The following is a 23128-nucleotide window of genomic DNA, read 5'->3' on the forward strand; positions in this document are numbered from 1 at the left end:
TCACGCGGAGTTTGGAGTCTCCCTGGGTGGAGAGGTTCACACCTAGGGGAGGACACGTGCGTTTTGCACGATGTTTGGTGATCGCCGCCCTCGCCGCCGGACTGCTCAGTCCGGCGGCGACGGCGCAGGCAGAACCGTTGAGAGCTCAGAAGACGTCGACCATCACGCTGATCAGCGGTGACAAGGTCGTCGTCAATGAGCGCGGGGAACTCGTCAGGGTCGAGGGCAGGCCCGGCATGCAGTTCGCCCAGTACGTCCAGAACGACCACCAGTACGTGGTGCCGGCGGACGCGGTCGACGCGGTGGGGCAGGATCGCGTCGACAAGCGCTTCTTCGACGTCACCTCGTTGCACGGCTACGGGTACACCGACGACAAGATCGACCGGATTCCGTTGCTCACCAACGGCTTCCGCGCGGCCGCCGCGGTGCAGAAGAAGGACGCCGCGCAGCAGTGGACGGCACGGCGCACCAGCGCGTTGCGGGCCGAGAAGCTGTGGCTCGACGGCAAGTCGAAGATCTCGCTCACGGAGAGCGTGCCCATGGTCGGCGCGCCCGGTGCGTGGCAGGCCGGGTTCGACGGCACCGGCGTCACGGTCGCGGTCCTCGACACGGGCTACGACCAGAAGCACCCGGAACTCGCGGGCGTCGTCTCGGTGTCCAAGGACTTCACCCCGGCGGGCATCCAGGACAACGTCGGCCACGGCACGCACGTCGCGGCCACGGTCGCGGGGCGCGGCAGCCAGTACGTCGGCGTCGCGAAGGGCGCCTCGCTCGCGGTGGGCCGCGTCTGCGAGGCCGAGTACTGCTTCGACAGCGCGGTGATCGCCGGCATGGAGTGGGCGGCGCGCGAGGTCAAGGCCAAGGTCGTCAACATGTCGCTGGGCGGCGACCAGTCCGACGGCACGGACCCGTTGTCCCTCAAGGTGAACGAGCTTACCGCCGAGACCGGCGCGCTGTTCGTGATCGCGGCGGGCAACTACGGCACCCGGCGGCAGGTCTCCGGACCGGCGGCGGCCGACGCGGCACTGGCCGTGGCGAACATGACCAAGCAGGGCGTGCTGGAGGAGTGGTCGTCGCGCGGTCCGCGGATCAACGACCACGCGGTCAAGCCGGACATCGCGGCACCGGGCACGGACATCGTGGCCGCCCGCGCCGAGAACACGTTGTGGGACCACGCGGTCGACGACCTGCACGCCAAGCTGACCGGTACGTCGATGGCGACGCCGCACGTGGCCGGTGCCGCGGCGGTGCTCGCGCAACGCAACCCGGCGTGGAAGGCGGCCGAGCTCAAGGCCGCGCTGATGGCGACGGTCAAGCCGGTCGCGGACTCTCCCACGAGCGTCGGCACCGGTCTGCTCGACGTCGAACGCGCGGTGAAGCAGCAGGTCCGGGCATCGGTGGGCAGCCTGTCGTTCGGGCTCCTGCCATGGCCGCACACCCAGACGTTCACGAAGACGATCACCTACTCGAACGCGGGCACCGAGCCGGTCTTGCTGACGTTGCGGCACAACCTCGGCGCGGACTTCGCGGTCCCGGCGTCGGTGACCGTGCCGGCTCAGGGCAGCGCCGCGGTCGACGTCGTGCTGGATCCGAGCAAGGGCAACGGCACGTTCTTCGGGCACCTCAAGGCTTCTGCTGACGGTGTCTCCCTCACGACCGCCGTCGGCGCGTACGTGCAGGAGGAACGGCACGAGCTGAAGGTGTCGATGACCGGACGCGACGGCAAGCCGGTCGCGGACGAGTTCGTCGTCGTGGTCAACATGTCCACTCAGGAAGCGTCGGTGCTCTCCATCGTGGACGGCAGCGGAACGTCGCGGCTGCCGGTCGCGGACTACGCGGTGATCGGCCGCATCGACGAGCTGACACCGAACTACGCCTGGTTCACGCCGGTCTCCGCGACCGAGGTGGCGGGCCGCGTCTCGCTGACCGCGGACGTGTCCGTCGCGCTGGACGCCAGGCAGGGCAAGCCGATCAGCGTCGAACTGCCCGAACGCGACTCGGTCGTCTGGTACCGCGACGCCACGCTGGCGGTGCCGTTCAAGCCGGGCAAGATCAGCGGCGTCGCCAGCATCATCGACGGCCGGGTTCCGTTGTACGGCCTGTCGTTCGGCGCGCCGCTGCCGGAGCTGACCTACGACTCCGGGCTCAAGGGCGGACAGCCGCTGGTCTCGGTCCCGGGCGGGTTCCCGGTGCGGTACTACGAGAGCAGCAAGTACCTGCCGCCGGGCGAGCACCGGCTCGACGTGGCCGAACGCGGTGCCGACGTGCGCGGCAAGCTCGCCCTGGTCCGTCAGGCGGGCGAGGACCCCTACGCGGTCGCCCAGGAGATGAAGGACGCCGGGGCGGTCGCCGTGCTGTGGGCGGGTCCGGTGCCGTTCGGTCTCGAGCCGCAGTCGGCGATTCCGGTGATCACGGTGGCGGAACACCACCTGACCACCACGCCGGCGAAGCTGACGTTGCGGGCCATCGCGGGTTCGCCGGTGTCGTACACGTTGTTCCTGCGGGACAAGGGCGCGTTGCCCGTCGGCACCAAGAAGATCCGGCACTCGGAACTCGCCGAGGTCAAGGCGCGCTACCACACGTCCGGCGCGGACGGCTCGGTCTCGCAACGGAACTCCCCGGTCGTCGGCGGCGCCCTCGGCAGGGTGCTGGACGAACGGATCTCCGCTCCCGCGCAGCGCACCGAGTACTTCAGCCCGGGCACCTGGTACCAGGAGGGTTTCGACGGTCGCATGTTCGGCCGCGACGACGACCCGAGCACGACCTCGTGGGCCGATCTCGCACCGGTGACCTACCAGGCGGGCAAGAAGTACGAGCGGACCAACCTCCGCGCGGTCACCTCACCCCGGCTCGGCGGTTCGCCGCTCGTGACCTGGGCGGACGGCGGCGGCGTCGAACGGTCCGGTGACCTGATCAACTCCCGCATCTCGCCGTTCGGCGGCTCCGGCTGGGTGGAGAACTGGCACCGCGGCGGCTGGGGCACGCTCGAACTGCAGCACGACGGCGTCGCGCAGGGCTGGGCCGACGTCCGGCAGGGCTCGTTCCACGCCCCCGCCCGCGACGGCCGGTACAAGCTCCTGCTGGACGCGTCCCGCGAGACGCTGGCGTTGTCGACGACCGTGAAGACGACGTGGGAGTTCTCGGGTGCCGCCGACGGCCGGCTGCCGTTGCTGGAGGTCGACTACTCGCTGCCGGTCGACCTGCGCAACAGCTGGAAGGCCGGTGTGCCGATGCCGGCGAAGTTCACCGCGTCGCGTCAGGCAGGGGCGGGTACCGCCTCGTTGCGCTCGCTGCAGGCGTACGCGTCGTTCGACGACGGGGTCACCTGGGTTCCGGTGAAGTCGCTGGTCCCGGCCGGTGGAAAGGCGGGTGGGTTCGTGTCGTTGCGCGTGGTCGCGGCTGATGCGGACGGCAACACCGTCGACCAAACGGTGCTGCGGGCATACCGCCTGCGCTGAGATAGGCCGAACGGTCGTGTGTGTTGCGTCAATAGGGCGTAACCACGCGGCCGTTCGGTCGTTGTAACCCCCTGCGGCACCTGCCCCGCCGTGCGCGAGACGATCCAGGGACGCGGCGTCTCAGCGCCCGGGGCAGGTGCCGCCGTTTTCTCGGTGGCCGGTTCGGTGCCGCTGTGGTCGCATGACGACCATGGGGACTTTTGAGGAGCTGGTGGCCGAGGGCGCGGCCGTGCCGCTGGAGGGCTGGGACTTCTCGTGGTTCGAGGGCAGGGCCACCGAGGAACGCCCGCCGTGGGGCTACGCGTCGCTGATCGCCACACGGCTAGCGGCCGTCTCGTCGGCGCTGGACCTGCAGACCGGCGGGGGAGAGGTGACGGCGTCGGCGCCGGTCAAGCCACCCCTGCTCGCCGCCACCGAGTCGTGGCCGCCGAACGCCCTGGTGGCGTCGGGGAACCTGCCGCTCGTCGTGCAGGCACCGGACGACGGTCCGCTGCCGTTCCGGTCCGCGTCGTTCGATCTGGTGATCAGCAGGCATCCGGTCGTGACGCCGTGGCGGGAGATCGCGCGGGTGCTGCGGCCCGGCGGGACCTACTTCTCGCAGCAGATCGGCGCGGGCACGAACGCGGGGCTCACGGACTTCATGATGGGACCGCAGCCGGTGAGCGAGGCCCGAGGCACCGAACGGGCGCGCGCCGACGCCGAGGCCGCCGGGCTGGAGGTGCTCCGGCTGGAACCGGTGACGTTGCGGGTGGCGTTCTTCGACGTCGGCGCGGTGGTGCACTTCCTGCGGAAGGTGCTGTGGACCGTGCCGGGGTTCACCGTGGAGGGATATCGGGACCGGCTCCTGGCCATGCACGAGCACATCCAGGAGCACGGGGAGTTCGCGTGCACCTCCACGCGGTTCCTGGTCGAGGCCCGCAAGCCTTAGCGGTCGTCGGTGCCGCGGTTGGCCTTGAGGTGGTTCTGGTGGGCGATCTCCTTGTACCGCTCGACTTCCTCCTCGGCGATGCCCACGGCCTCACCGTCGAGGTGGTTGTAGTTGAGCTCGTACATGTAGATGCTGTTCACCCAGCCGTGCGTCGCGGTCCAGGCCTGCTCCATCGAGTAGCCCTGGGGGCTGAGCCAGGTCCGCAGGAGCGCGCGAGGATTCTCCACGGGGTTGAGGCTGGTCACGACCAGGGAGTAGAAGTACTGGCCGTCGGCGGGTTCGTAGCTCCGGACGCGAACCGCCTGGAACTCCTCGAACCGCTGGGCGGCCTCCTCGGTGATCGGATGGATCTCGCCCTCGATCTTGCCGCTGCGAACGAGGTGCACGGTGTTGCCGGCCTGCCACGTGAGGTTCTGCGTGTACTCCTCCTCGTGGGTGCGGCCCTCCTCGTCCGTCCACTGACGACAGACGATGGACGGTTCGTCCACGGACGGGTGCGTCGAAGTGACGCGTGCGAAGTAGCGGTAGTTCACGGTGCCTCCCCCTGGCGACGTGCCTGTCGAAACGAGAACAGCCCCTCCGGAACTCGTCCGGAGGGGCTGTTTCGGCAATGCTAGCGGGGCTGGCGCTCGCGGCGGATCGTGACGCGCTTGCCCTTGATCGTGGCGTCGCGCAGCTGCTCGATCACGTCGTTCGCGGCCGGGCCCGGCACCTCGACCAGCGAGAACCGGTCGGCGATCTCGATGGCGCCGATGTCGCGGCCCTTCAGGTTCGTCTCGCCGGTGAGGGCGCCGACGATGTCCTGCGGCCGGATGCCCGACGAGCGGCCGGCGCCGAGGAAGAGCCTGGTCATGCCCTCGGTCGGGCCACGGCGTTCGCGGCGCGGGCCGGAGGGGGCACCGGCGCTGTCGCGGCGCGGACGGTCCTCCCGCGGGCGGACCTCCGGGATCTCCTCCTCGTCGGCGGCGGCACCGGAGGCCTCGTGCGCCAGCTTGACCGCGGCGAGCGCGATCTCCATGACGTCGAACTCGTCGGCCAGCGTCTCGACCACGACGCGGAAGCGCGAGAGGTCGTCCTCGAGCAGCGACTCGTGCAGCGACGAGCGGGTCAGCTCCAGCTGGCGGGCGCGCAGGTCGGCGACCGTCGGGACCTTCTCGACCGGGATCTTGGTCTTGGTGACGCGCTCGATCGTCTTGAGCATCGAGTTCTCGCGCGGCTCGACGAGGGTGATCGCGACGCCCTCACGGCCGGCGCGGCCCACGCGGCCGATGCGGTGCGTGTACGCCTCGGGGGCGGACGGCACGTTGTAGTTCACGACGTGCGTGAGCTGCTCGATGTCGAGGCCGCGGGCGGCGACGTCGGTGGCCACCAGCAGGTCGGCGGTGCCGGAACGCAGGCGCGACATGACGCGGTCGCGCTGCTCCTGGCTGATGCCGCCGTGCAGCGACTCGGCGCGGTAGCCGCGGCCGTTGAGCGTCTCGGTGAGCTGGTCGACCTCGTCGCGGGTGCGGCAGAAGACGACGGCGGCGGTCGGCGACTCGACGTCCAGCACACGGCCGAGGGCGGCGGGCTTGTGCTCGCGGCGCACCAGGTACGCGGTCTGCCGGACGCGCGGGGCCTCGCCCGGCTCCGTCTTCTCGCGCTCGATCTGGATCAGCACCGGCGAGCGGAGGTGGCTCTTGGCCATGCGGTCGATGCGCGGCGGCATCGTGGCCGAGAACAGCACGGTCTGCCGTTCGGCGGGCGTCTCGCTCAGGATCGCGTCGATGTCCTCCGCGAAGCCCATGTCGAGCATCTCGTCGGCCTCGTCGAGCACGACGACCCTCAGGTCGCCCAGCTGCAACGTGCCGCGCTGGAGATGGTCGATCGCGCGGCCCGGGGTCGCGACCACCACGTCGACGCCGCGGGACAGCTCGCGCAGCTGACGGCCGATGGGCTGGCCGCCGTAGATGGGGAGGACGCGTGCGCCCATGTGGCGTCCGTAGCGGTGGACCGCCTCCGACACCTGCACGGCCAGCTCACGGGTAGGCGCGAGGACGAGGGCCAGCGGCTTCTCGCCCTTGCCGATGCTGTCGGCGATGCGCTCGAGCAGCGGGAGCGCGAACGCCGCCGTCTTGCCCGTGCCCGTGGCCGCCTGGCCCAGCAGGTCGTTGCCCGCGAGCAACGGCGGGATCGCTTCACTCTGGATCGGCGTCGGCTCCTCGTAGCCCAGAGCGTTGAGGGCGTTGAGGAGGTCGGGCCGCAGCCCCAGGTCGGCGAAACCGTTTTCGGCGGAACCGTTGTCGGCGGTGGTCATGGCGAGTATCTTCCCCCACCGCCTCACACCGCACTCACTCAGACCAGGTCAAGCAGCCTCCCGCAGCCTCACGAGCACGTCCGCGCTGCTCGTCACGCCGTTCACCGTGGCCGAGATCTTGACCTGACCAGGCCTGATACCCGTGAGGACACCGCTGTCCGGTTCGAGCCAAGCCACGTGCCACGGCCTGATCCCGGCCTTCGCGCCCACGTGCAGTCCACGTGACCCTTCCCACACCGCGCCCATCGGATAACGCACCGGCGCCGACCGGGATCCCTGTTTCACCGTCGCCGCAACCGTTTCCGTGGCGCCGGTGCGCAGGGTGGACGGAGCCTGCACCTGGAGTGCGTCCACATGAGGCCGGATCTCGGCTTTGACGCCGTCGCGGGAGACGCCGACGAGCGTCCATCCGGTGAACCCGCCGGCTTCCGCGGGTGCCTTGCCGGAGTTGCCGTTGATCACGAACGGCACGCCGTCCACAGTGGACGCGAAGAACCCGCCGACGTGGCCGCCGATGAACGCCGTGGGTTTGTCTCGTTCGGACAACAGCCGCTCGAAGTACGAGGCCTCCAACCGGTCGGCGAGCTGACTCGTGCGCGCGGGCGTGGGATCGCGCGGCGGGTGGTGCATCAGCACGACCGCTTGACCTTCGGCGCTGTGCAGCGCGTTCCGGAGCATTTCCACCTGATCGAGGCCGCCGCCCCTGATCGTCCCGGTCGACGAGTCGAGCAGCACGAACCTGGTGCCCCTGTGGTCGAACGTGCGGTGGGTGGCGCCGAACTCGCGGCGGAAGTTGTCGATCGTGCCCGGACCCATGATCTCGTGGTTGCCCGGCACGTAGTACCAGGGGAAGTCGCCGAGCTCCTCGGTCAGCACCCTGCGCGCGAGCTCGAGGTCCTCTGGAGACGCCTCGTCCACGAAGTCCCCGTTGATCACGACGAACTCGGCGCCGGAGTTCCTGATCTCCCTCAGCGTGCGGCGGGCGGAGCGGACCAGGTCGCTGTCCGGGGCGCGCGCCACGAACTGGGCGTCGGACATGACCGCGAACGTCCAGCCCTCCGCCTGCCCGATCACGTCCTCGCGCAGGTCCGGCGCGGGAGGCAGGATGATCTCCGGAGGCACCCTCGCCACGATGTCGTCGACGACCACCTCGCCCCGGTAGGACCGGTCCGCCTTGGTCTCGATCGCGGTGAACCTCGTGACCTGGACCGGGAACTTGAGCTCCGGCGGCACCGCGACCTCGATCCGCTGCCAGCCGTGCCAGGTGATGTAGGGGCCGTAGAGCGATCGCGACTGTCCTGTCGAGTCGGTGACGGTGAACGCCGTCCACTCGCCCTGGCCGCTGCCGTTGACCCAGGCGGCGAGCGACAGGGGTTGCCCGTCGACCTGGAGCGGCTTCGGCGGGACGGCGTAGGCGGTGCGCGTGCCGGTCGACTGCGTGAAGTCGTAGCTCAGCTTCAGTCCCGCACCGGTGTGGCCGTCCGGTTCCGGTTCCACCTCCCCGGTCGCGCGGGCCGAGCCGAAGGTCCACTGTGGAGCGTCGTCGAACGAGCCGATCAGCTGGTCGTGCACGCCGACCGTGACCGCGATCCGGGTCTCCTTGCCCTGGGAACGTGCCCTGATCGTGGTGGCGCCGGTCTTCAGGGCCCTGATCCGCAGGTCCGGGGTGACCTCGATGACGCTCCGGTCGTAGCTGAGGCCGAGGTCGGCCCGTTCGATCGGCGCGCTGAAGCCCTTCGCGTCGAAACCGTTGACGCGCAAAGGTTTGCGCTCGTTCTCGGTCAGGCTGATCCGGGTGTTCTCGGGTGCGAGCCTGGTCAGCTCGCCCAGCACGGTGAGCTTCGCGGTCCTCGTCGTGAGGCCGCGGAAGGCGGTGAACGACGCCGGCCCCGAGTGCGGTGCCGCGTGGAAGGTGTCGCCGATCGCCCAGCCGCCCGTCGCCCGCGTGACGTGCTCGTTGTTCGTAGCCGGTCCGAACGTCTCGTCGTGGCCGCGCACGGTCATCCTGCGCGTCATGCCGGGGAAGACGCGGGTGCTCGCGGTCTGCACGTCGAAGCCGGTCAGCCTGCCGGTGCCGGTGGGGGCGTAGAGCGCGAGGCCGTTCGGGATCGGGCGCTCGCCGCCGTCCGAGGGCGTGTTGACGACCTTCAGCTCGGTGGTGCCGGGTTCGCGGGCGAGCATGGTCGACGAGCCGCCACCGTCGAGGTTGAGGGCGTTGTGCGCGCCGAGTTCGATCATGGCGTCGGCGAGGTCCTTCAGATCCAGGCCCTGCAGGTAGGCGCCCTGGCGTCCGTCGACGGTCAGCATCGTCATCTTCTTGCCGTCCGCGGAGAACCCGACCGCGGTGCGCGGGTGCAGCGGATCGGCCGGTGCGACGTTCTTGCCGTCCTTGACCAAGAGGTGGCGCCCGCCGATGGCCGTCTTCGGCTCGCTGCCATCGCTGGTGCGGTTGCGGTAGGTGATGTCCGCGCGGTCGCCCGGCTTGAGGGTTCTGAGCACGTCGGCGCCCTTGTCCCGGCCGACCAGCGCGTACCCCTCGACGGGCGTCGCGCTCGGGATGCCCACGGATTGCACGACGTCGTCCTTGACGATCACCTCGGCCGTGTTGGCCGCACCTTGCGTTGCGCGCGCTCTGCTGTAGGTGCCCCACAACGGATTGAAGACGCCGATCCCGTCAACGTCGATGCGTGCGCTGTTGAGCTGCGTCAGCTTGTGTGTCCCGTTGAGCGCGCCTTCGAAGAAGGTCTCCATCACGCTGCCGATACCGGCCGCGTCGATGCCCACGGCCCTGCCCGCGCCGGACTTGCGCAGCCGGCCGTCCTGGACGCCGACGCCCTCGGGAGCGTGGGAGTTGTTGATGTCGAAGAAGTCCCCGTTGATCGCCGCGACCGCTCTCGGCGTCTGCTGCGAGAGCGGCGCCGCCTGCGCCACGGTGCCGGGATCGACGTACCCGACCTGTGCCTTCGTGAGGTCGACGGCCAGTGCGTCCCCGCGGACCCACCCGCCGGCCTCGTACCGGTCGAAGGAGCTGAGCGTGACGCCGGGAGCGACGGGTCTCTCGGTCCGTTCGGTCTCGATGCGTCCGGCGACCTCGGCGTGAGCGGGGGAAACGGGCGCAAGCAGGGCCGCGGTGATGATCACCGCAAGTGCACGTCTCGTCACTCGCCGGAACCTAGGCTGGGCCGGTGAAGAAACGCCTAACGGTCTGCGCCTCGCACCTGATCACCCTGCCGAGCGCGCCTCACGGCCCGGTCCGCGAGGCGATCGGCGCCGCCCGCGAGGCCGTGGACGAGTTCGACCCGGAACTCGTCGTCTTCTTCGGCACCGACCACCGCCGCGCTTTCCGTTCCGTGGTCCCGACCTTCGCTGTGGTGCTGGAGGCGACCGCGCAGGGCGACGTCGCCGGACCCACCGGTTCCTACGACGTGCCCGCCGACCTGGGCCGCGCGCTGATCGCCGACCTGGTCGCGCACGAGTTCGACGTCGCCACGGCCTACAGCGCCGCCCTGGACCACGCGTTCGGCCACACGACCCGCGACCTGCTGGGCACGATCTCCACGAAGCCGGTGCTGCCGATCTTCATCAACTGCGCCTCGCCGCCGCACGCGACCTTCCGCCGGGCCGCGTCCCTGGGCCGCCGCGTCGGGGAGTTCTTCGAGGACAAGCGCGTTCTCTACGTCGGCTCGGGCGGGCTGGCGCACGACCTGCCGGGCTTCCGCGAACCCGAGACGGGCGTGGTGCTCACGGAGGAGGAGCGCCAGACGTGGATCAAGGACGTGAACGAGCGCGCACGGCGTGAAGGCACGATCCGCGAGCTCGTGCGCACCTGGGACGAGGCGTTCCTGACCGGAATCGCCGGCACGTCGCAGGAATGGCTCGACGAGATCGGCACCGGCCTGGTCGAGCGCGGCGGCAACGGCGCCGCGGAATGCCTCACCTGGACCGCCGCGTGGGCCGCTGGTGGTCAGCCGCTGCGGACCCTGGCGCACGAGTTCGACACCAGCGGGCGCGCGGTCGTGATCACAGATTCGGCGTGAGCTGCGCGGCCTTGGCGATGATGATCAGGATCCAGATGCCGGACGCCATGAACCCGAGGTGCACCAGAAGGCGGCCCTTCTGACCGGTCCGCATGATCTGGAACCGCGCGATGAAGCCGAAGATCCAGCACAGCAGGATCGGGAAGCCCAGGATTCCGACCAGGCCGCAGAGGAAGCAGGCGACCGCCCACCCGTTGCGGCCCGGCCCCGTGTACTGCTGCGGCGGAGCCTGGGACAGCTGCAGGTAGGCGGGCGGATTGGGCCCTTGCGGCGGTTCCCCCGATGAATTGACCGACACAGTTCGCGATTGTGTCACAGCGCGCTAGGCCATCCGGCACAATCAGTGATGCTCGATCTTTCAGAGCGCACTGGGGAGGGCTCGTGCAGGGGCAGGACGTCGTCGTGGCCGGGACGAATCAGATGTGGCAGCGGCTGTTCAGCGGCCAGGAGCGATGGGGCTGGGAGTTCACCGCTCCCGCGCTGCCCGCGATCAGCCCGGAGGCGGCCCACGAGCCGGTGGCGGAGCAGGTCTACGCCCCGCATGACTTCCTGGTCCTGCAGAAACGCAGCAAGAAGGCCTGGCTCTCGTTGATCGGCGGGCTCGTCGCCACGTTCTTCGCGGTGGTGTTCACGGGCGCGCTGCTCAGGCCGACCCGCGCGACGGTGCCCGAGCTGGAGCAGTGGGCGACGTGGATCGTGCTGATCGTGGGTGTCGTGCTCGTGGTCTTCTCGTTCTTCCGCACCAAACGCCGCTTCAGCGTGATGAAGCGGCGCTACGACACCGAGTACAACGGCGCGGTCCAGCGCTACAACGACGCCTACGCCGGGTGGCGCGCCCGCATCGAGGAGCACGACCGGCAGGAGGCCGAACGGTTCCTCACGGCCATGCTGTGGCACCCGTTGCAGCTCGCGTCGAGGCCGGGCCGGATCGACGTCTTCGGCGGCACCGAGGACGGCTGGGCCAGCCTGCTCACCACGATCGGCGCCGCGCAGCTCGCGTCCGGATCGTCGATGCTGCTGCTGGACTTCACCGACATGTCCGTCGGCGAGAACGTCGCGCACGCCGCCAAGCGTCAGGGCTACGAGGTCCACGCCCACGAGGCGCCACGCGACCTCACGCGTCTCGGCCTGCTCACCGGACTCGACGCGACCGAGCTGGCCGAGGTGCTGGCCGAGTCCATGTACAACCTCAACCGCACGATGATGGCCGCGGACCAGCGCGGGCTGCACATCGACCTGCTGACGGCGATCGCCGAGCGGCTCGCCGGGCCCGTCACGTTCGCGAAGCTGGTCGCCGGCCTCCAGGTGCTGCGCCGCGTCTACGACGCCGGATCGGACGAGACGCTCGCGGCGGACGAGCTGCGCAAGCTCAACTCGTACGTCGACACGGCGGGCAACACCGACCAGGTCCGCAACGAACTCCAGGCCCTGGAAGGGGAACTGCGTTCGCTGGCGCGCGCCGAGCAGGACGCGGCCGGTTCCACCGGCTTCCGCGACGTGTGGCCGGTGCGCGGACTCGCGACGATCGCGACCAGGGCTCGGACCGGCAGGCACCGCCGGTTCCTCGACCACGTCGTGTTCCACCGCGCCCTGCAGGAACTGCACTCCCGGCAGGTGACCGGCCGCGAGACGCTGGTCGTCGCCGGCGCCGACCAGATCGGCCTGGAAGCGCTCGAGGCGATGGCCAGGCAGGCGCGGCGCTCCGGCGTGCGGCTGATCTTCCTGATCCAGCACCTGCGGGACGACCTGCGCAAGCTCCTCGGCGCCGGTGGCACCGCCACCCTGCTGATGCAGCTGGGCAACGGCGAGGAGGCCGCGGCCGCCGCGGAGTTCATCGGCCGCGGGCACAAGTTCGTGATGTCCCAGCTGACCGAACAGATCGGCAAGACGCTCACGCACGGCTCGTCGACGTCCGAGGGCGGTTCGGAGGGCGTCACCACCAGCAGGGGCTCCAGTTCGGGCGGCAGCTCCAGCAGTTCCTTCTCCGACAGCGGGAGCAGCTCGTCCTCCGGCAGCTCGTGGTCGTCGTTCAGCAGCAGGGCGGAGAGCAGGGAAGCGAACTGGTCGGACACCCGCAGCCAGTCCGAGGCCAAGTCGGAGACCCTCGGGCGGACCGACGCCCGCGTCTACGAGTTCACGGTCGAGCCGACGACGCTGCAGGGCCTCGCGCCCACGGCGTTCGTCATGGTGGAGACCGCTCCCACGGGACGCAGGGTCGTCCTCGGCGACTGCAACCCCGGCATCGTGCTCCTCGACCGGGTGGCCATCGATGCACGGGTCTCCTGAGTCCATGCTCGACGGTTTCGTCCTCCACCGCATGACGGTCGTCCCTCGCGGCGACGACATGGCCACGGTGGCGGACCGCCCGGACGAGACGGGCGGGCGCGCGCCGGCCCAGCTGTTCGCCGCGTTGACGGCCGCGCACGTGGGGCTTCGCGGCCGGGAGGACGCCGCGTTCGTCGTCGCGTGGGAACGGGAGCGCGCCGGCCAGGGGCTGCGGATCCTCGTGGGTGGACGGCCACACTCACCGGTCGCCCGCACGTCCTCCGCGCCGGGCGACGTGCCGTTGCTCTACCCGCCGGGCAGTCTCGGCGCCGAGGTGCCGGTCGGGGAGATCGCCGCGCGGTGGGCGGGCCTGGGCTCGTGGGTCCGGTGCGTGGGCGGGCAGGATCCTTTGTGGACACCGCAGGCCGACGTTCCCGGCAGGGGTGGCTTCGACGACTACGTGACCCACCTGTCCGGTGAGTTCGTCTGGCTGGTCGTCGCGGAACCCCTCGCGGCCGAAGCCGTCGACCGCGAGCTGCTGGTCCTGGAGACGACGATGCCGCGGTTGCGGCAGCGGGAGAACTCGGAGCCCGACCGCATCGCGCTGGTGCGTGCCGAGGCCCGCTACCGGGAACTGTCCCGCGCCAAGGCCGTCGGACTGTGGTCGGTGCACGTGCTGGTCGGCGCCCCGGACGACGTCGGTGCCCGCACGGCCGCCGCGTTGCTGTGCGGTTCGAGCGACCTCGACACGCTGCCGTACGTGCTGGTCCCGGGGGAGGAGTGCGGCACCTTCGCGGACGTGTGGCACGACCGGGGCAAGAGCGTGGAACTGAGCTCTCCCTTCTCCGCCACCGCGGAACTGGTGGCCGCCCTCGCCCGTCCGCCGCGCCGCGAGCTGCCGGGCATCCGCGTGATCGAACCACCGTTGTTCGACGTCACCCCGGAGACGACGGGTGACGTGCCGCTCGGCACCGTGCTCGACGACGCGGACCAGCCGGTCGGCGAGTTCTCCGTCTCGCTCGACACCCTGAACCGGCACACGTTCGTCGCGGGCGCCACCGGGTCCGGCAAGTCGCAGACGGTCCGGCACCTGCTGGAGGGGCTCAACGCCGCCGGGGTGCCGTGGCTCGTGATCGAACCCGCCAAGGCCGAATACGCCGCCATGGCAGGACGTCTGGGCGTGCCCGGTGCCGTGACCGTGATCCGGCCCGGCGACCCCGCGACGTATCCGGCGGGGCTGAACCCGCTCGAGCCCGCCGAGGGTTTCCCGCTGCAGACGCACATGGACTACGTCCGCGCGCTGTTCCTCGCGGCCTTCGAGGCCGACGAGCCGTTCCCTCAGGTGCTGGCGCAGGCCCTGACCCGGTGCTACACCGACCAGGGATGGGACCCGGTCACCGGCGAGGTCCGCGACCGGGCGGGCGCCGTGCGCTACCCGAGCCTCGGCGACCTGCAGACGGTCGCGAAGGAGGTCGTCAAGGGCATCGGGTACGGCAAGGAGGTCGCCGACAACGTCCGCGGGTTCGTCGACGTCCGGATCGGCTCGCTGCGCCTGGGCACACCCGGCCGCTTCTTCGAGGGCGGCCATCCGCTCGACGTCGCGAAGTTGTTGCAGGGCAACGTGGTGCTGGAGATCGAGGACATCGGGTCGGACGCGGACAAGGCGTTCTTCATCGGCGCGGTGCTGATCCGGATCTTCGAACACCTCCGCGTGCACCCGCCGGAGACACGGGGGCTGCGGCACGTGTTGGTGCTGGAGGAGGCGCACCGCCTGCTCAAGCGGGTGGAGCCCGGCAGCCCGGCCGCGCACGCCGTGGAGCTGTTCACCTCGCTGCTGGCCGAGATCCGCGCCTACGGCGAGGGAATCGTGGTGGCGGAACAGATCCCGGGCAAGATCGTGCCGGACGTCGTGAAGAACACGGCGTGCAAGATCCTGCACCGCCTGCCCGCCGACGACGACAGGCAGAGCGTCGGCGCCACGATGAACCTGAGCGAGGCGCAGTCCCGCCACGTCGTGACGCTGCCGCCCGGCCGCGCGGCGGTGTTCACCGACGGCATGGACCGCCCGCTGCGGCTGCTGATGCCGTTGAACGAGTCGAGCGAGTCCACCGAGCTGGTCTCGCGTTCCCCTGCCGTGAGCCCGCGCAGTGCCGCCTGCGGCGCGCTGTGTTCGGCGGAGCCGTGCACCCTGCGAGAGCTCACCGACGCCGTGCACCGCGCGGACGAGGACGAGCGTTTCGTGCTGTGGATCGAACTTCTCACCGTCGCGCACATCACCGGCCGCCCCGCCCCGGAACCGGACCCCGCGTGGCTGGCGTCGCTGCGCTACTCCCAGCGGTCACTGGAATGTGCTCTCGCGCACCGCGTTCAGTCCGCTGTGGACGTTCGCTATAACGGCATCAGCAAGCGCTACCAGGCCGACGACTTCATCCGGCACCTGACCGAGAGCGCGACCCGCACCCTCTCCGGCCTCCCGCACGGCTGCTCCGTGCCGGACGTGCGCTGGCAGGCGGGCCGCTACCGCTGGTTCGACGTCTACCAGGCGTTGAAACGCACCGACCTCCCCACGCCCCACCCGGACACCGCCCGGTGGCGCGACCGCGGCCTCGACCTGGACGGCGCGACCACCGCCGAGCAGCTGAACTCCCTGCGCGCCCACCCGGACCACTGGCGCGGCGGCGACGAGACCGTGCTCGGCACCCAGCGCCCGACCGCGGTGGAGTCCGCCATCGCCCGGCTGAGCAACAAGGCCGACCGGGTGGAGCAGTTCAGGGCGGCGACCGGCTTCCTGAACCTGACCTGGCGCGCGGCCGCGGTGCTGAGGCTGGACCAGAAGGATCCCCGATGAGCGAGACGAGCGACATCGGATCGGAAGCGCCGGAGGAGCCGGAAGAGCCGCCGGCCCCGGACTCGGGTTCTGACGAGCCCGTCGACGACGACGGCCCCGAGTCGGACGAGTCGGCCGAGCCGTCGGAGTCCGCGGAACCGGTTGACTCTGATGACTCGCAGGACGATCCGGTGGACGACGACGAACCTGACGTGTCCGATGCGTCTCCTGATGAGCCGGACGATCCCGTCGACGACGACGATCCCGTGGACGATGACGATCCGGTGGACGATGAACCGGCATCTGTCGAGGAGCCGGACGAGTCGGACGATCCGGTGGATGACGATGAACCTGTTGATGACCGGCAGGAACAGCAGGACGACCCGGTGGACGACGAGGTGCCGGACGATCCCGCGGACGATGAACCGGCCGCCGAGGATCACGACGATCCTGTCGATGATGATGAACCCGCCGAACCTGTTGAGGATGATCCCGGGCCTGAGGCCGCCGAGGAGACCGAGCAACCGGAGGACGACGAGCCCGAGGCCGCAGAAGCGGCGGACGCCGAGGACGACCGTGCGGAGACTGCGGATGATCAGGCTGACGATGATGCCGATCGCGCCGAGGATGACGCGGATCGTGCCGAAGCCGAGGATCAGAAGGCCGAGGATCAGAAAGCCGCGGACGATCGCGCGGATGACGATGCTGACCGTGCCGATGCCGAACAAGCGGCCGAGAACCCGGACGACACCGAGGAACTGGAACTCGAACTCCGGCCGAGTGATCCGCGCTGGGACGGCAACTGGTCGCAGCAGGAGGTCGCGGTCGACCGGCAGTCGCTGGGCGCGTACCAGGTGGACGCCACCGCCGGCCTGAGCGTGACCGCCTCCGCGGACAGGTCCGGCATCCCGGCGACGCAGCCCTCGGTCGAGATCGGGCGCGCGCCTGCCCACGACATGTCGCCGCTCAATCCCGGCGAGGACATCTCCGAAGGTCTGTACCGGAACAACCCCGACGTGGCCACGTCCTCCCCGGAGAACCGGCCCGTCGAGGCGTCGGCCTCCTCCGGTGCACCCGAGGGCGGCGGTTCGGAGCGGTCTGAGGTTTCCGCTGAACGGTCAGGGGATCTGAAGTCGCAGGGCGAGGACTTCAAGAACCGCATGGAGGAGCGGTCCGACGAGACCGAGCGTCAGGGGCAGGAGTTCGAGGAACGGCAGAAGGACAGGGCTGACGAGGTCGAGCGTCAGGGGGAGAAGTTCAAGGGCAAGGACGTGGACGGGGCCGACGACGGCAGCGGCACGCGTGCTGCCGATGAGGTCGGCACGGCCGAGGAAGAGGCGGTTCTCGAAGTCGGCGCGGGGCTCGCCGAGGAAGCCGGGGACTTCATCCCGGGAGTGAGCGAGCTTGGCGACAGCGGTGCGATGACCCCGCTCGTCCAGGCCGCGCTGGCGTTCTACCGGGACGGCCTGGAACCCACGACCCAGATCGTCGCGGGCTACGTCGACGGACTGAAGAAGGGCATCGCGGACAAGGAGGAGCCCGGCGGTCCGAGCGACCAGTTCAAGGAGGACTCGGAGGACCGGTACGACCAGGTCGAGCGGCAAGGTGACGAGTTCAAGGAGCGCATGGAGGAGCAGGCCGACGAGGTCCGGCGTCAGGGCGAGGAGTTCAAGCGCGAGAAAGAGGGCGAGACTCCGCCGCCCGAGATCGAACCTCCGCCTGCCGAGTCCCCGGAGACGCCGCCACAGCCGCCCGAAGACGAGATGCCGCCGGTGCCGCCAGAAGACGAGACCCCGGGCTAGCCCTCCGGCCGCGTCTCAGGACGGTGGTTGCTCGACGGTCGAAAGCATGTCGGCCTCTGCCAGGTAAAGGCGGCCCAGGTCGATGAGCAACGTGCCGAGGTCGCGATAGTGCTCGGCGCGTTCCAGATCGGGAATCAGGCCGCACGTTCGCAACATGTTTTGTGCGAGCAGCTCGCCGAACTGTGGATAAGTCTTCACCACCTCACGCGAGAGGCGCTGAAGAGATATGCGCAGAAGGTCTTCCGTCAGGATTTCCGCGGCCATGGCAGGATCCCCTCGTTCTCGCGCCAGATGCCGTCGCAGTCCCAGCACGTCGGCCACACTATCTTGTCTCGCCACAGGCTGAACTCTTGCGGCACATAGGGATCGCCGCATAGTGTCTCGACGAGCCGCCCCCTGGCCGGCTCGTCGGAGATGGCGTGTCGCCGCCCTTCGTGGGGCGTCCATCGAAATCTCACAGGATTATTCTGCAACTTGGAGGAGCTCCAAGCTAACGCCCTTTTGGGTTGTGTTGCCGGTAAATGTTCTGGAGGTCCCAGGAATGGGTCTACGGTCCTCGCCATGCCGAAAAGATTCTCCACTGCAAGGGGTCGGGAGTTCGGTGACGGGCTTCGCGCCGCCATCGCCGCCACGGGCATGACCTCGCGCAAGATCGCCGAAATCGTCGACTGGCAGGAAGCCAAGCTGTCCGACCTGATCAACGGCAAGGGTGGCGCCACCGAACTGGAGCTCGCGCTGTTGCTCGGGGCGTGCCGGACGCCGTCGGACGAGCGGGAACACCTGCAGAAGCTCTTCCGCGCCACGAACGTCAAGGGCTGGCTGCAGGAGCACGGGGCCGCCGAGCCGATCCTGCCGCGCACCCTCGTCCAGCACGAGGCCATCGCGAAGACGCTCGTGAGCTGGCAGCCGTTGGTCGTCCACGGCATGTTGCAGATTCCCGACTACACGCGGGCCGTGGTCGAAGCGAACGCGAACGTGCCGAAAGAAGAGATCGAAGAGCGCGTCACGGCGCGAGTGGCACGACAGGAAGCGTTGCGGCCGGGGTTGAAGGCGACCTTCTACCTCCACGAGTCCGTGCTCAGGACGCCGGTCGGCGGCGACGAGGTCATGCGTGCGCAGTTGCAGCACCTGGAGAAGGTGTCGATGCGGTCGTACGTCGTCATCAGGGTCATTCCGACCTCGTTGGGCGCGCACGCCGGGCATTCGGGGCCGTTCAGCCTGCTGCGGTTCCACAAGATCGAGCCGGTGGTGTTCGTGGAGAGCGAGAACGCCAGCCTGATCATCGAGTCTCCGCTTCCCATCAAGAGCTACGACGCGGTGGTCGAATCACTCGCTCGGACGGCGTTGGGCGAGGAACAATCGAGGAGTCTGATCAAGGACATCGCCGGTTGAGGAGACGCACATGGCCGAATGGCGCAAGAGCACCCACAGCGCGAACGCAAGTGATTGCGTCGAGGTCGCCATTGGCATCGGCATCCGGGACAGCAAGGCGCCGGCCGCCCACATCGAGATCGGCGCCGCCGCCTGGACCGCGTTCCTGGCGGGCGTCACGCGGGAGCGTTGACCGGCAGGTCGTTACCATCCGAACCATGAGCATGCCCGCAGCGATCGATGCCGTGAGAGAAGCGTTCGTCGGGCTCAGTGCGGAGGAGTTCGACCTGCCCGCGCGGCACGCGTTCAGCGACAGCCGGTCGCTCGTGATGGCGGCGCACCACCGGCCCTCGCGGTCCACGGTGGTCAAGGTGATCAGCATCGAGCTCGAACGGGACCCGGTGATCACCGGCACGGTCGTGTTCTCGCATCCGGACGGTCAGTTCGTCACGGACGCGGTGCCGCTCACGACCCTGCGGACCGGCGCTGTCGTAGGCGTGGCAACGGATCTGCTGGCCGACGAGGACGCCTCGCACCTCGCGTTGCTGGGTGCCGGGGCGCAGGCGGCGGACCAGATCCGGGCCGTGCACGCGGTGCGGCCGTTGAAGAAGCTCGTCGTGTTCAACCGGAACGCCAAGAAGGCAGAGGCGTTGCTGGAGAGCATGAAGGACGAGTTGCCGGACACGGTGATGGACGTGGCGAACGACCCGGACGAAGCGGTTGAGAGCGCGGACATCGTGTGTTGTGCGACGGCGTCCACCGTGCCGTTGTTCCGGTGCGACTCGCTCAAGGAACGCGTGCACGTCAACGCCATCGGGTCGTACCGGCCGGTGATGCGGGAGCTGCCCGAGGAACTGCTGGCGACCGCCGGAGTCGTGGTGGTGGACCAGGTCGAGGCCGCGCTCAGTGAGGCCGGCGAGATCATCCGCGCGGTCAACAGCGGCGTGCTCAGGCTGGAGTCGCTCGTCGAACTCGGTGCGGCGCTGGGAAACCCGCCGCTGCGAGAAGGCCGGACGGTCTTCAAGTCGGTCGGCGTCGCGGTGCAGGACTGGGCTGTCGCAAGGCTTCTGGCATAGAAAAAGCGCTGGACGTGAACCCATCCGCCGCGGGGGTTCACGTCCAGCGCCGTGATCCTCCTCGTCAGGTCATGCGCAACCCGACGTGGAGAGAACTCAGACGGCCCACTTCTGGCTGGCAACGCCGAGGCATTCCCAGATGTGGGTTCTCGTGCCGTCGGCCGAGGAGCCTCCGATGGCGTCCAGGCACTTGTTGGCCTGCGGGTTCACGATGTCCTGTGCCCCGCTGACGGCCCATTGCTGGGCAGCCGAGCCGTTGCAGTCCCATAGCTGGACCACTGTGCCGTTGGCGGTTCCGCCACCGTTGACGTCGAGGCACTTGCCCAGCGCGCGGATCGTGCCGTCACCGGGACGGCTCCACTTCTGGGCGGCGTTGCCGTTGCAGCCGACGATCTGGATGGGCGTGCCGTTGGCGGTGTTCGCCCACGGGACGTCGAGGCACTTGCCGCCGATGCCGCGGATCTCCGAGCCGCCACCGCTGGGGGTGTCGTTGGAGACGCGGACCCAGTCGATCACGAGCTGCTGCGGGAACGTCGTGCTGCCGTCGGGGTAACCCGGCCATTCGCCACCGACCGCGAGGTTGATGATGATGAAGAAGGGCTTGTTGAAGACCCACGGGTTGCCGTTGACGTCGGTCGGCGTGTTTCGGGCGTAGACGTTGCCGTCCACCGACCACGTGATCTCGCCGGGCTTCCAGTCAACCGCGAAGTTGTGGAAACCGTCGGAGAAGTTCGGGCCGTTGTAGGCGTGGGACTTGCCGCCCGCACCGGAGTAACCAGGGCCGTGGATCGTGCCGTACACGGTGTTCGTCTGGTGTCCCAGGAACTCCATGATGTCGATCTCGCCGGAGCCCGGCCACGGGTTACCGGTGTTGATGTCCGCGCCTAGCATCCAGAACGCGGGCCAGATTCCCTTGCCGCGCGGCATCTTCATGCGCGCTTCGAACCGGCCGTAGGTCTGGGTGAACTTGTTCGCGGTGTTGATGCGGGCGGACGTGTACTCACACCGTCCGTACCAGCAGTTGTAGTTGCCGGGGTTCTCCCGCTTGGCGGTGATGACCAGGTTGCCCTGGCCGTCGTGCGCGGCGTTCGAGGTACCCGACTGGTACCACTGGCTTTCCCTGTTGTTGCCGTTGTTGTTGCCCACTTCCATGTTCCACTTGCCGCCGTCGACACCTGAACCGGCGGGAGCGTTGAACTCGTCGGCCCAGGTCACCGCCGCGTTGGCAGGGGGAGCTTGGCTGGTGGTGGCGACGGTGATCCCTGCAGCCACCATCAAGGCAGCGGCAAGGGCCGTCCCGATGCGTCGCTGCATCGAACCGACCTTTCCGGGTGTTAGTTGTGCGCCCAGTGGTTCGGAAGTGTTGTCGCGCCGTGACCCTCGGTCAACGTGTAAAGGTTTTCATGAATTTGTCAGATGAGAGCGCTCTCAAGTGATCTAGCTCGCTGCCAGTGGATTTAAGGCTGCTTAAGTCAAAGGCGCGTCTCCGGAGGGCCCGAAGCAGGGCCCTCCGGAGACTGCGGGCATCAGCCCTGCGGGGTGGTGATGACGTTGAAGACCGAACCGCCGCTCGCCTGGCGGGCGCTGAGGTCTTCGAGGATCGTCGAGATCGGGGCGTAGTCGGTCAGCTCGCCCAGCTGGCACGGGCCGCTGCGGGCCTGCTGGCTGCCCTCCAGGATGCCCAGGGCCGATTTGGTGACCTGGCTGAACAGCGGGCTGCCGCTGTCACCGTTGCGCGAGCACAGGTCGGTGTTGATGCCGACGTCGGTGGAGAGGACCCGGCCGCACCGCGTGCCGACGAGGTAGTCCGCGCCGGGGCCGCTGTCGTAGGAGTCCGGGTAGTTCACCGAGCTGGCACCGGAACCCGAGGAGCACACGACCGCGCCGGGCAGGACCTGCGCCAGCGGCGTGACCGAGGTGATCTCCTGGTTCTGGGAGGTCGCCTGCGGGCCGCACGGGGTGTCGCCGTTGCTGTCCAGACCGCCGTTGCGGCAGTACTTGAGCACCATGTTGCGGTTGGTCTGGCTCTCCAGCCACCTGTTCGCGGTGGCCGTGTCGACGTACCGCAGGGCGGCGTAGTCGTAGGGGTAGAAGTTCTTCTCGATGCCGTGCTGGTTGAGGATCACCTCGCGGTTGTGCTCGGTCGGCACGTTGTTCGTCTTGGTCGCCATGCAGTGGCCCGCGGTCAGCACCCACGGCACTCCCGGGAACGCGCCGCCGGTCGTGCGCAGGTTGAACGAGCTGGTGCAGCCACCGGTGGTGCCGTTGTCACGCCTCATGTCCAGGCGCAGACCGCCGCGCATGGGGCCGTAGTTCGTGCAGTACAGCGGGTGGCAGAAACCCCAGTCGATCGGGTCGGCCGAGTACGGGGTCGGCTTCTGCAGCGTGCGGGCCGAGACCAGGCTCGGGTCGGCGTCGAACGTGCGCGGCTCCGCCTGGGCGGCGATCCCGGGCTTCTTGAGCCAGGCGCGCTCCCAGACGACGACCTTGTTCTCGGTCTGGCTGATGGCCGGCAGGTACACCGACTCCGCCTTGGCGCCGACCTGGCCGCTGATCCGGTCGTAGGTGGCCTGAAGCGAGGCCAGGGAGTTCTTGACCGTGCGGACGCTGACGTTCGCGCGGTCGGGCAACGCGGCGATGTGTCGTTGCGCGGCAACGGGTTTCGTCATCGCGACGACGAGCTTGCCGCCCGCCTCCTGGTCGATCCACATGCCGCCGTACTCGCCGGCGGCCTCGCTCTTCAGGCTCTTCTCGAGCTTGGTGGCCTCGTTCTGGAGCTCCAGCCGGCGCAACGCCTCCCGCTCACTGACGCGGTAGGTCTGCATCAGGTAGTCGATCGACTCCCTGACGGTGCTCGGGTCGATCGTCGTCGGTGCGGCCGTGGCCGATGTAGCCGCGATGGTCGACGCGAACAGCACGCTCGCGGTGACCGCCCCCAGGATCTTGGCTAATCGCAATGGTTTCTCCTTGTCGATGCGAGTGACCTGCCATTCATATCCGCGATGGGGCCGCTCGCGCCGGAGATCCACAAGATCTCCACAAAACCTTCGCTTGACGTGCGAGGCTAA

The 23128-nt window shown here is 69.2% G+C and carries 17 protein-coding genes; 9 read left to right on the top strand and 8 right to left on the bottom strand.

The features are described 5' to 3' along the window. Positions 1 to 56 precede the first annotated feature (56 nt). Positions 57 to 3458 (top strand): S8 family serine peptidase, encoded by a 3402-nt coding sequence (locus ACH413_RS18270; protein WP_360034786.1) that lies wholly within the window; start codon positions 57 to 59, stop codon positions 3456 to 3458. 190 nt (positions 3459 to 3648) lie between these two features. Beyond that, positions 3649 to 4386: a methyltransferase domain-containing protein gene (locus tag ACH413_RS18275; protein WP_360034783.1), complete on the top strand. Its 738-nt coding sequence runs from the start codon at positions 3649 to 3651 to the stop codon at positions 4384 to 4386. Here ACH413_RS18275 and ACH413_RS18280 read toward each other — a convergent pair. The 3 genes from ACH413_RS18280 to ACH413_RS18290 form a co-directional block, all read right to left on the bottom strand. Continuing rightward, positions 4383 to 4919, bottom strand: coding sequence for a hypothetical protein (locus tag ACH413_RS18280; RefSeq protein ID WP_360034781.1), 537 nt, complete (start codon positions 4917 to 4919; stop codon positions 4383 to 4385). The genes ACH413_RS18275 and ACH413_RS18280 overlap by 4 nt on opposite strands. An 80-nt stretch (positions 4920 to 4999) precedes the next feature. Continuing rightward, positions 5000 to 6682 (bottom strand): DEAD/DEAH box helicase, encoded by a 1683-nt coding sequence (locus tag ACH413_RS18285; protein ID WP_360034778.1) that lies wholly within the window; start codon positions 6680 to 6682, stop codon positions 5000 to 5002. A gap of 48 nt (positions 6683 to 6730) precedes the next feature. Further along, positions 6731 to 9844: a phosphodiester glycosidase family protein gene (locus tag ACH413_RS18290; RefSeq protein WP_360034775.1), complete on the bottom strand. Its 3114-nt coding sequence runs from the start codon at positions 9842 to 9844 to the stop codon at positions 6731 to 6733. Positions 9845 to 9867: 23 nt separating this feature from the next. Here ACH413_RS18290 and ACH413_RS18295 point away from each other — a divergent pair, with 23 nt between their 5' ends. Next, on the top strand, positions 9868 to 10719 hold the full coding sequence (locus tag ACH413_RS18295) for a hypothetical protein (protein WP_360034772.1): 852 nt from the start codon (positions 9868 to 9870) through the stop codon (positions 10717 to 10719). Here ACH413_RS18295 and ACH413_RS18300 read toward each other — a convergent pair. Further along, a complete protein-coding gene (locus tag ACH413_RS18300; protein ID WP_360034769.1) occupies positions 10703 to 11017 on the bottom strand; it encodes a DUF4190 domain-containing protein in 315 nt (104 codons plus the stop codon). The genes ACH413_RS18295 and ACH413_RS18300 overlap by 17 nt on opposite strands. 83 nt (positions 11018 to 11100) lie before the next feature. Here ACH413_RS18300 and ACH413_RS18305 point away from each other — a divergent pair, with 83 nt between their 5' ends. From ACH413_RS18305 to ACH413_RS18315, 3 genes are read left to right on the top strand one after another with little or no spacing between them, the layout of a single operon-like run. After that, a complete protein-coding gene (locus ACH413_RS18305) occupies positions 11101 to 13005 on the top strand; it encodes a hypothetical protein (RefSeq protein WP_360034766.1) in 1905 nt (634 codons plus the stop codon). Positions 13006 to 13036: 31 nt separating this feature from the next. After that, positions 13037 to 15832: a helicase HerA-like domain-containing protein gene (locus ACH413_RS18310; RefSeq protein WP_360034763.1), complete on the top strand. Its 2796-nt coding sequence runs from the start codon at positions 13037 to 13039 to the stop codon at positions 15830 to 15832. After that, positions 15829 to 17613, top strand: coding sequence for a hypothetical protein (locus tag ACH413_RS18315; RefSeq protein ID WP_360034760.1), 1785 nt, complete (start codon positions 15829 to 15831; stop codon positions 17611 to 17613). The genes ACH413_RS18310 and ACH413_RS18315 overlap by 4 nt, the downstream gene beginning before the upstream one ends. Positions 17614 to 17628: 15 nt before the next feature. Here the strand turns inward: ACH413_RS18315 and ACH413_RS18320 are convergent, their stop codons facing one another. After that, positions 17629 to 17877 carry a hypothetical protein gene (locus ACH413_RS18320; protein ID WP_396425017.1) on the bottom strand — a complete coding sequence of 83 codons (249 nt, stop codon included), beginning with the start codon at positions 17875 to 17877 and terminating at the stop codon, positions 17629 to 17631. Continuing rightward, on the bottom strand, positions 17859 to 18251 hold the full coding sequence (locus ACH413_RS18325) for a zinc finger protein (RefSeq protein WP_396425018.1): 393 nt from the start codon (positions 18249 to 18251) through the stop codon (positions 17859 to 17861). Before ACH413_RS18325 ends, ACH413_RS18320 begins: the two co-directional genes overlap by 19 nt. On the opposite strand from ACH413_RS18325, the gene ACH413_RS18330 reads away from it, so the two are divergent. The 3 genes from ACH413_RS18330 to ACH413_RS18340 are packed head-to-tail and all read left to right on the top strand — an operon-like array spanning position 18175 to position 20060. After that, positions 18175 to 19005 (top strand): DUF5753 domain-containing protein, encoded by an 831-nt coding sequence (locus ACH413_RS18330; RefSeq protein ID WP_360034755.1) that lies wholly within the window; start codon positions 18175 to 18177, stop codon positions 19003 to 19005. The two genes, ACH413_RS18325 and ACH413_RS18330, sit on opposite strands and share 77 nt — an antisense overlap. Before the next feature lie 10 nt (positions 19006 to 19015). Next, positions 19016 to 19177 (top strand): DUF397 domain-containing protein, encoded by a 162-nt coding sequence (locus ACH413_RS18335; RefSeq protein ID WP_360034752.1) that lies wholly within the window; start codon positions 19016 to 19018, stop codon positions 19175 to 19177. Positions 19178 to 19202: 25 nt separating this feature from the next. Continuing rightward, entirely contained in the window at positions 19203 to 20060 is an 858-nt protein-coding gene (locus ACH413_RS18340) for an ornithine cyclodeaminase family protein (protein WP_360034749.1), read from the top strand. 96 nt (positions 20061 to 20156) lie between these two features. Here ACH413_RS18340 and ACH413_RS18345 read toward each other — a convergent pair whose 3' ends face one another. Next, complete coding sequence (locus tag ACH413_RS18345) at positions 20157 to 21374, bottom strand: family 16 glycosylhydrolase (protein ID WP_396425019.1); 1218 nt, start codon at positions 21372 to 21374, stop codon at positions 20157 to 20159. Between the two features lie 212 nt (positions 21375 to 21586). After that, complete coding sequence (locus tag ACH413_RS18350; protein WP_360034746.1) at positions 21587 to 23017, bottom strand: trypsin-like serine protease; 1431 nt, start codon at positions 23015 to 23017, stop codon at positions 21587 to 21589. Positions 23018 to 23128: the final 111 nt, after the last annotated feature.

Origin of the sequence: Lentzea sp. NPDC020367 (genome assembly GCF_044387305.1) — a bacterium.
In the GTDB taxonomy this organism is placed as follows: domain Bacteria; phylum Actinomycetota; class Actinomycetes; order Mycobacteriales; family Pseudonocardiaceae; genus Lentzea.

What these genes read in the sequence shown, in the direction of transcription:
- ACH413_RS18275 (WP_360034783.1), top strand. Translation starts at nt 3,649, where the DNA reads ATGGGGACTTTTGAGGAGCTGGTGGCCGAGGGCGCGGCCGTGCCGCTG.
- ACH413_RS18285 (WP_360034778.1), bottom strand. Translation starts at nt 6,682, where the DNA reads ATGACCACCGCCGACAACGGTTCCGCCGAAAACGGTTTCGCCGACCTG.
- ACH413_RS18310 (WP_360034763.1), top strand. Translation starts at nt 13,037, where the DNA reads ATGACGGTCGTCCCTCGCGGCGACGACATGGCCACGGTGGCGGACCGC.
- ACH413_RS18315 (WP_360034760.1), top strand. Translation starts at nt 15,829, where the DNA reads ATGAGCGAGACGAGCGACATCGGATCGGAAGCGCCGGAGGAGCCGGAA.
- ACH413_RS18320 (WP_396425017.1), bottom strand. Translation starts at nt 17,877, where the DNA reads ATGGCCGCGGAAATCCTGACGGAAGACCTTCTGCGCATATCTCTTCAG.
- ACH413_RS18330 (WP_360034755.1), top strand. Translation starts at nt 18,175, where the DNA reads ATGCCGAAAAGATTCTCCACTGCAAGGGGTCGGGAGTTCGGTGACGGG.
- ACH413_RS18325 (WP_396425018.1), bottom strand. Translation starts at nt 18,251, where the DNA reads ATGCCCGTGGCGGCGATGGCGGCGCGAAGCCCGTCACCGAACTCCCGA.
- ACH413_RS18335 (WP_360034752.1), top strand. Translation starts at nt 19,016, where the DNA reads ATGGCCGAATGGCGCAAGAGCACCCACAGCGCGAACGCAAGTGATTGC.
- ACH413_RS18340 (WP_360034749.1), top strand. Translation starts at nt 19,203, where the DNA reads ATGAGCATGCCCGCAGCGATCGATGCCGTGAGAGAAGCGTTCGTCGGG.
- ACH413_RS18345 (WP_396425019.1), bottom strand. Translation starts at nt 21,374, where the DNA reads ATGCAGCGACGCATCGGGACGGCCCTTGCCGCTGCCTTGATGGTGGCT.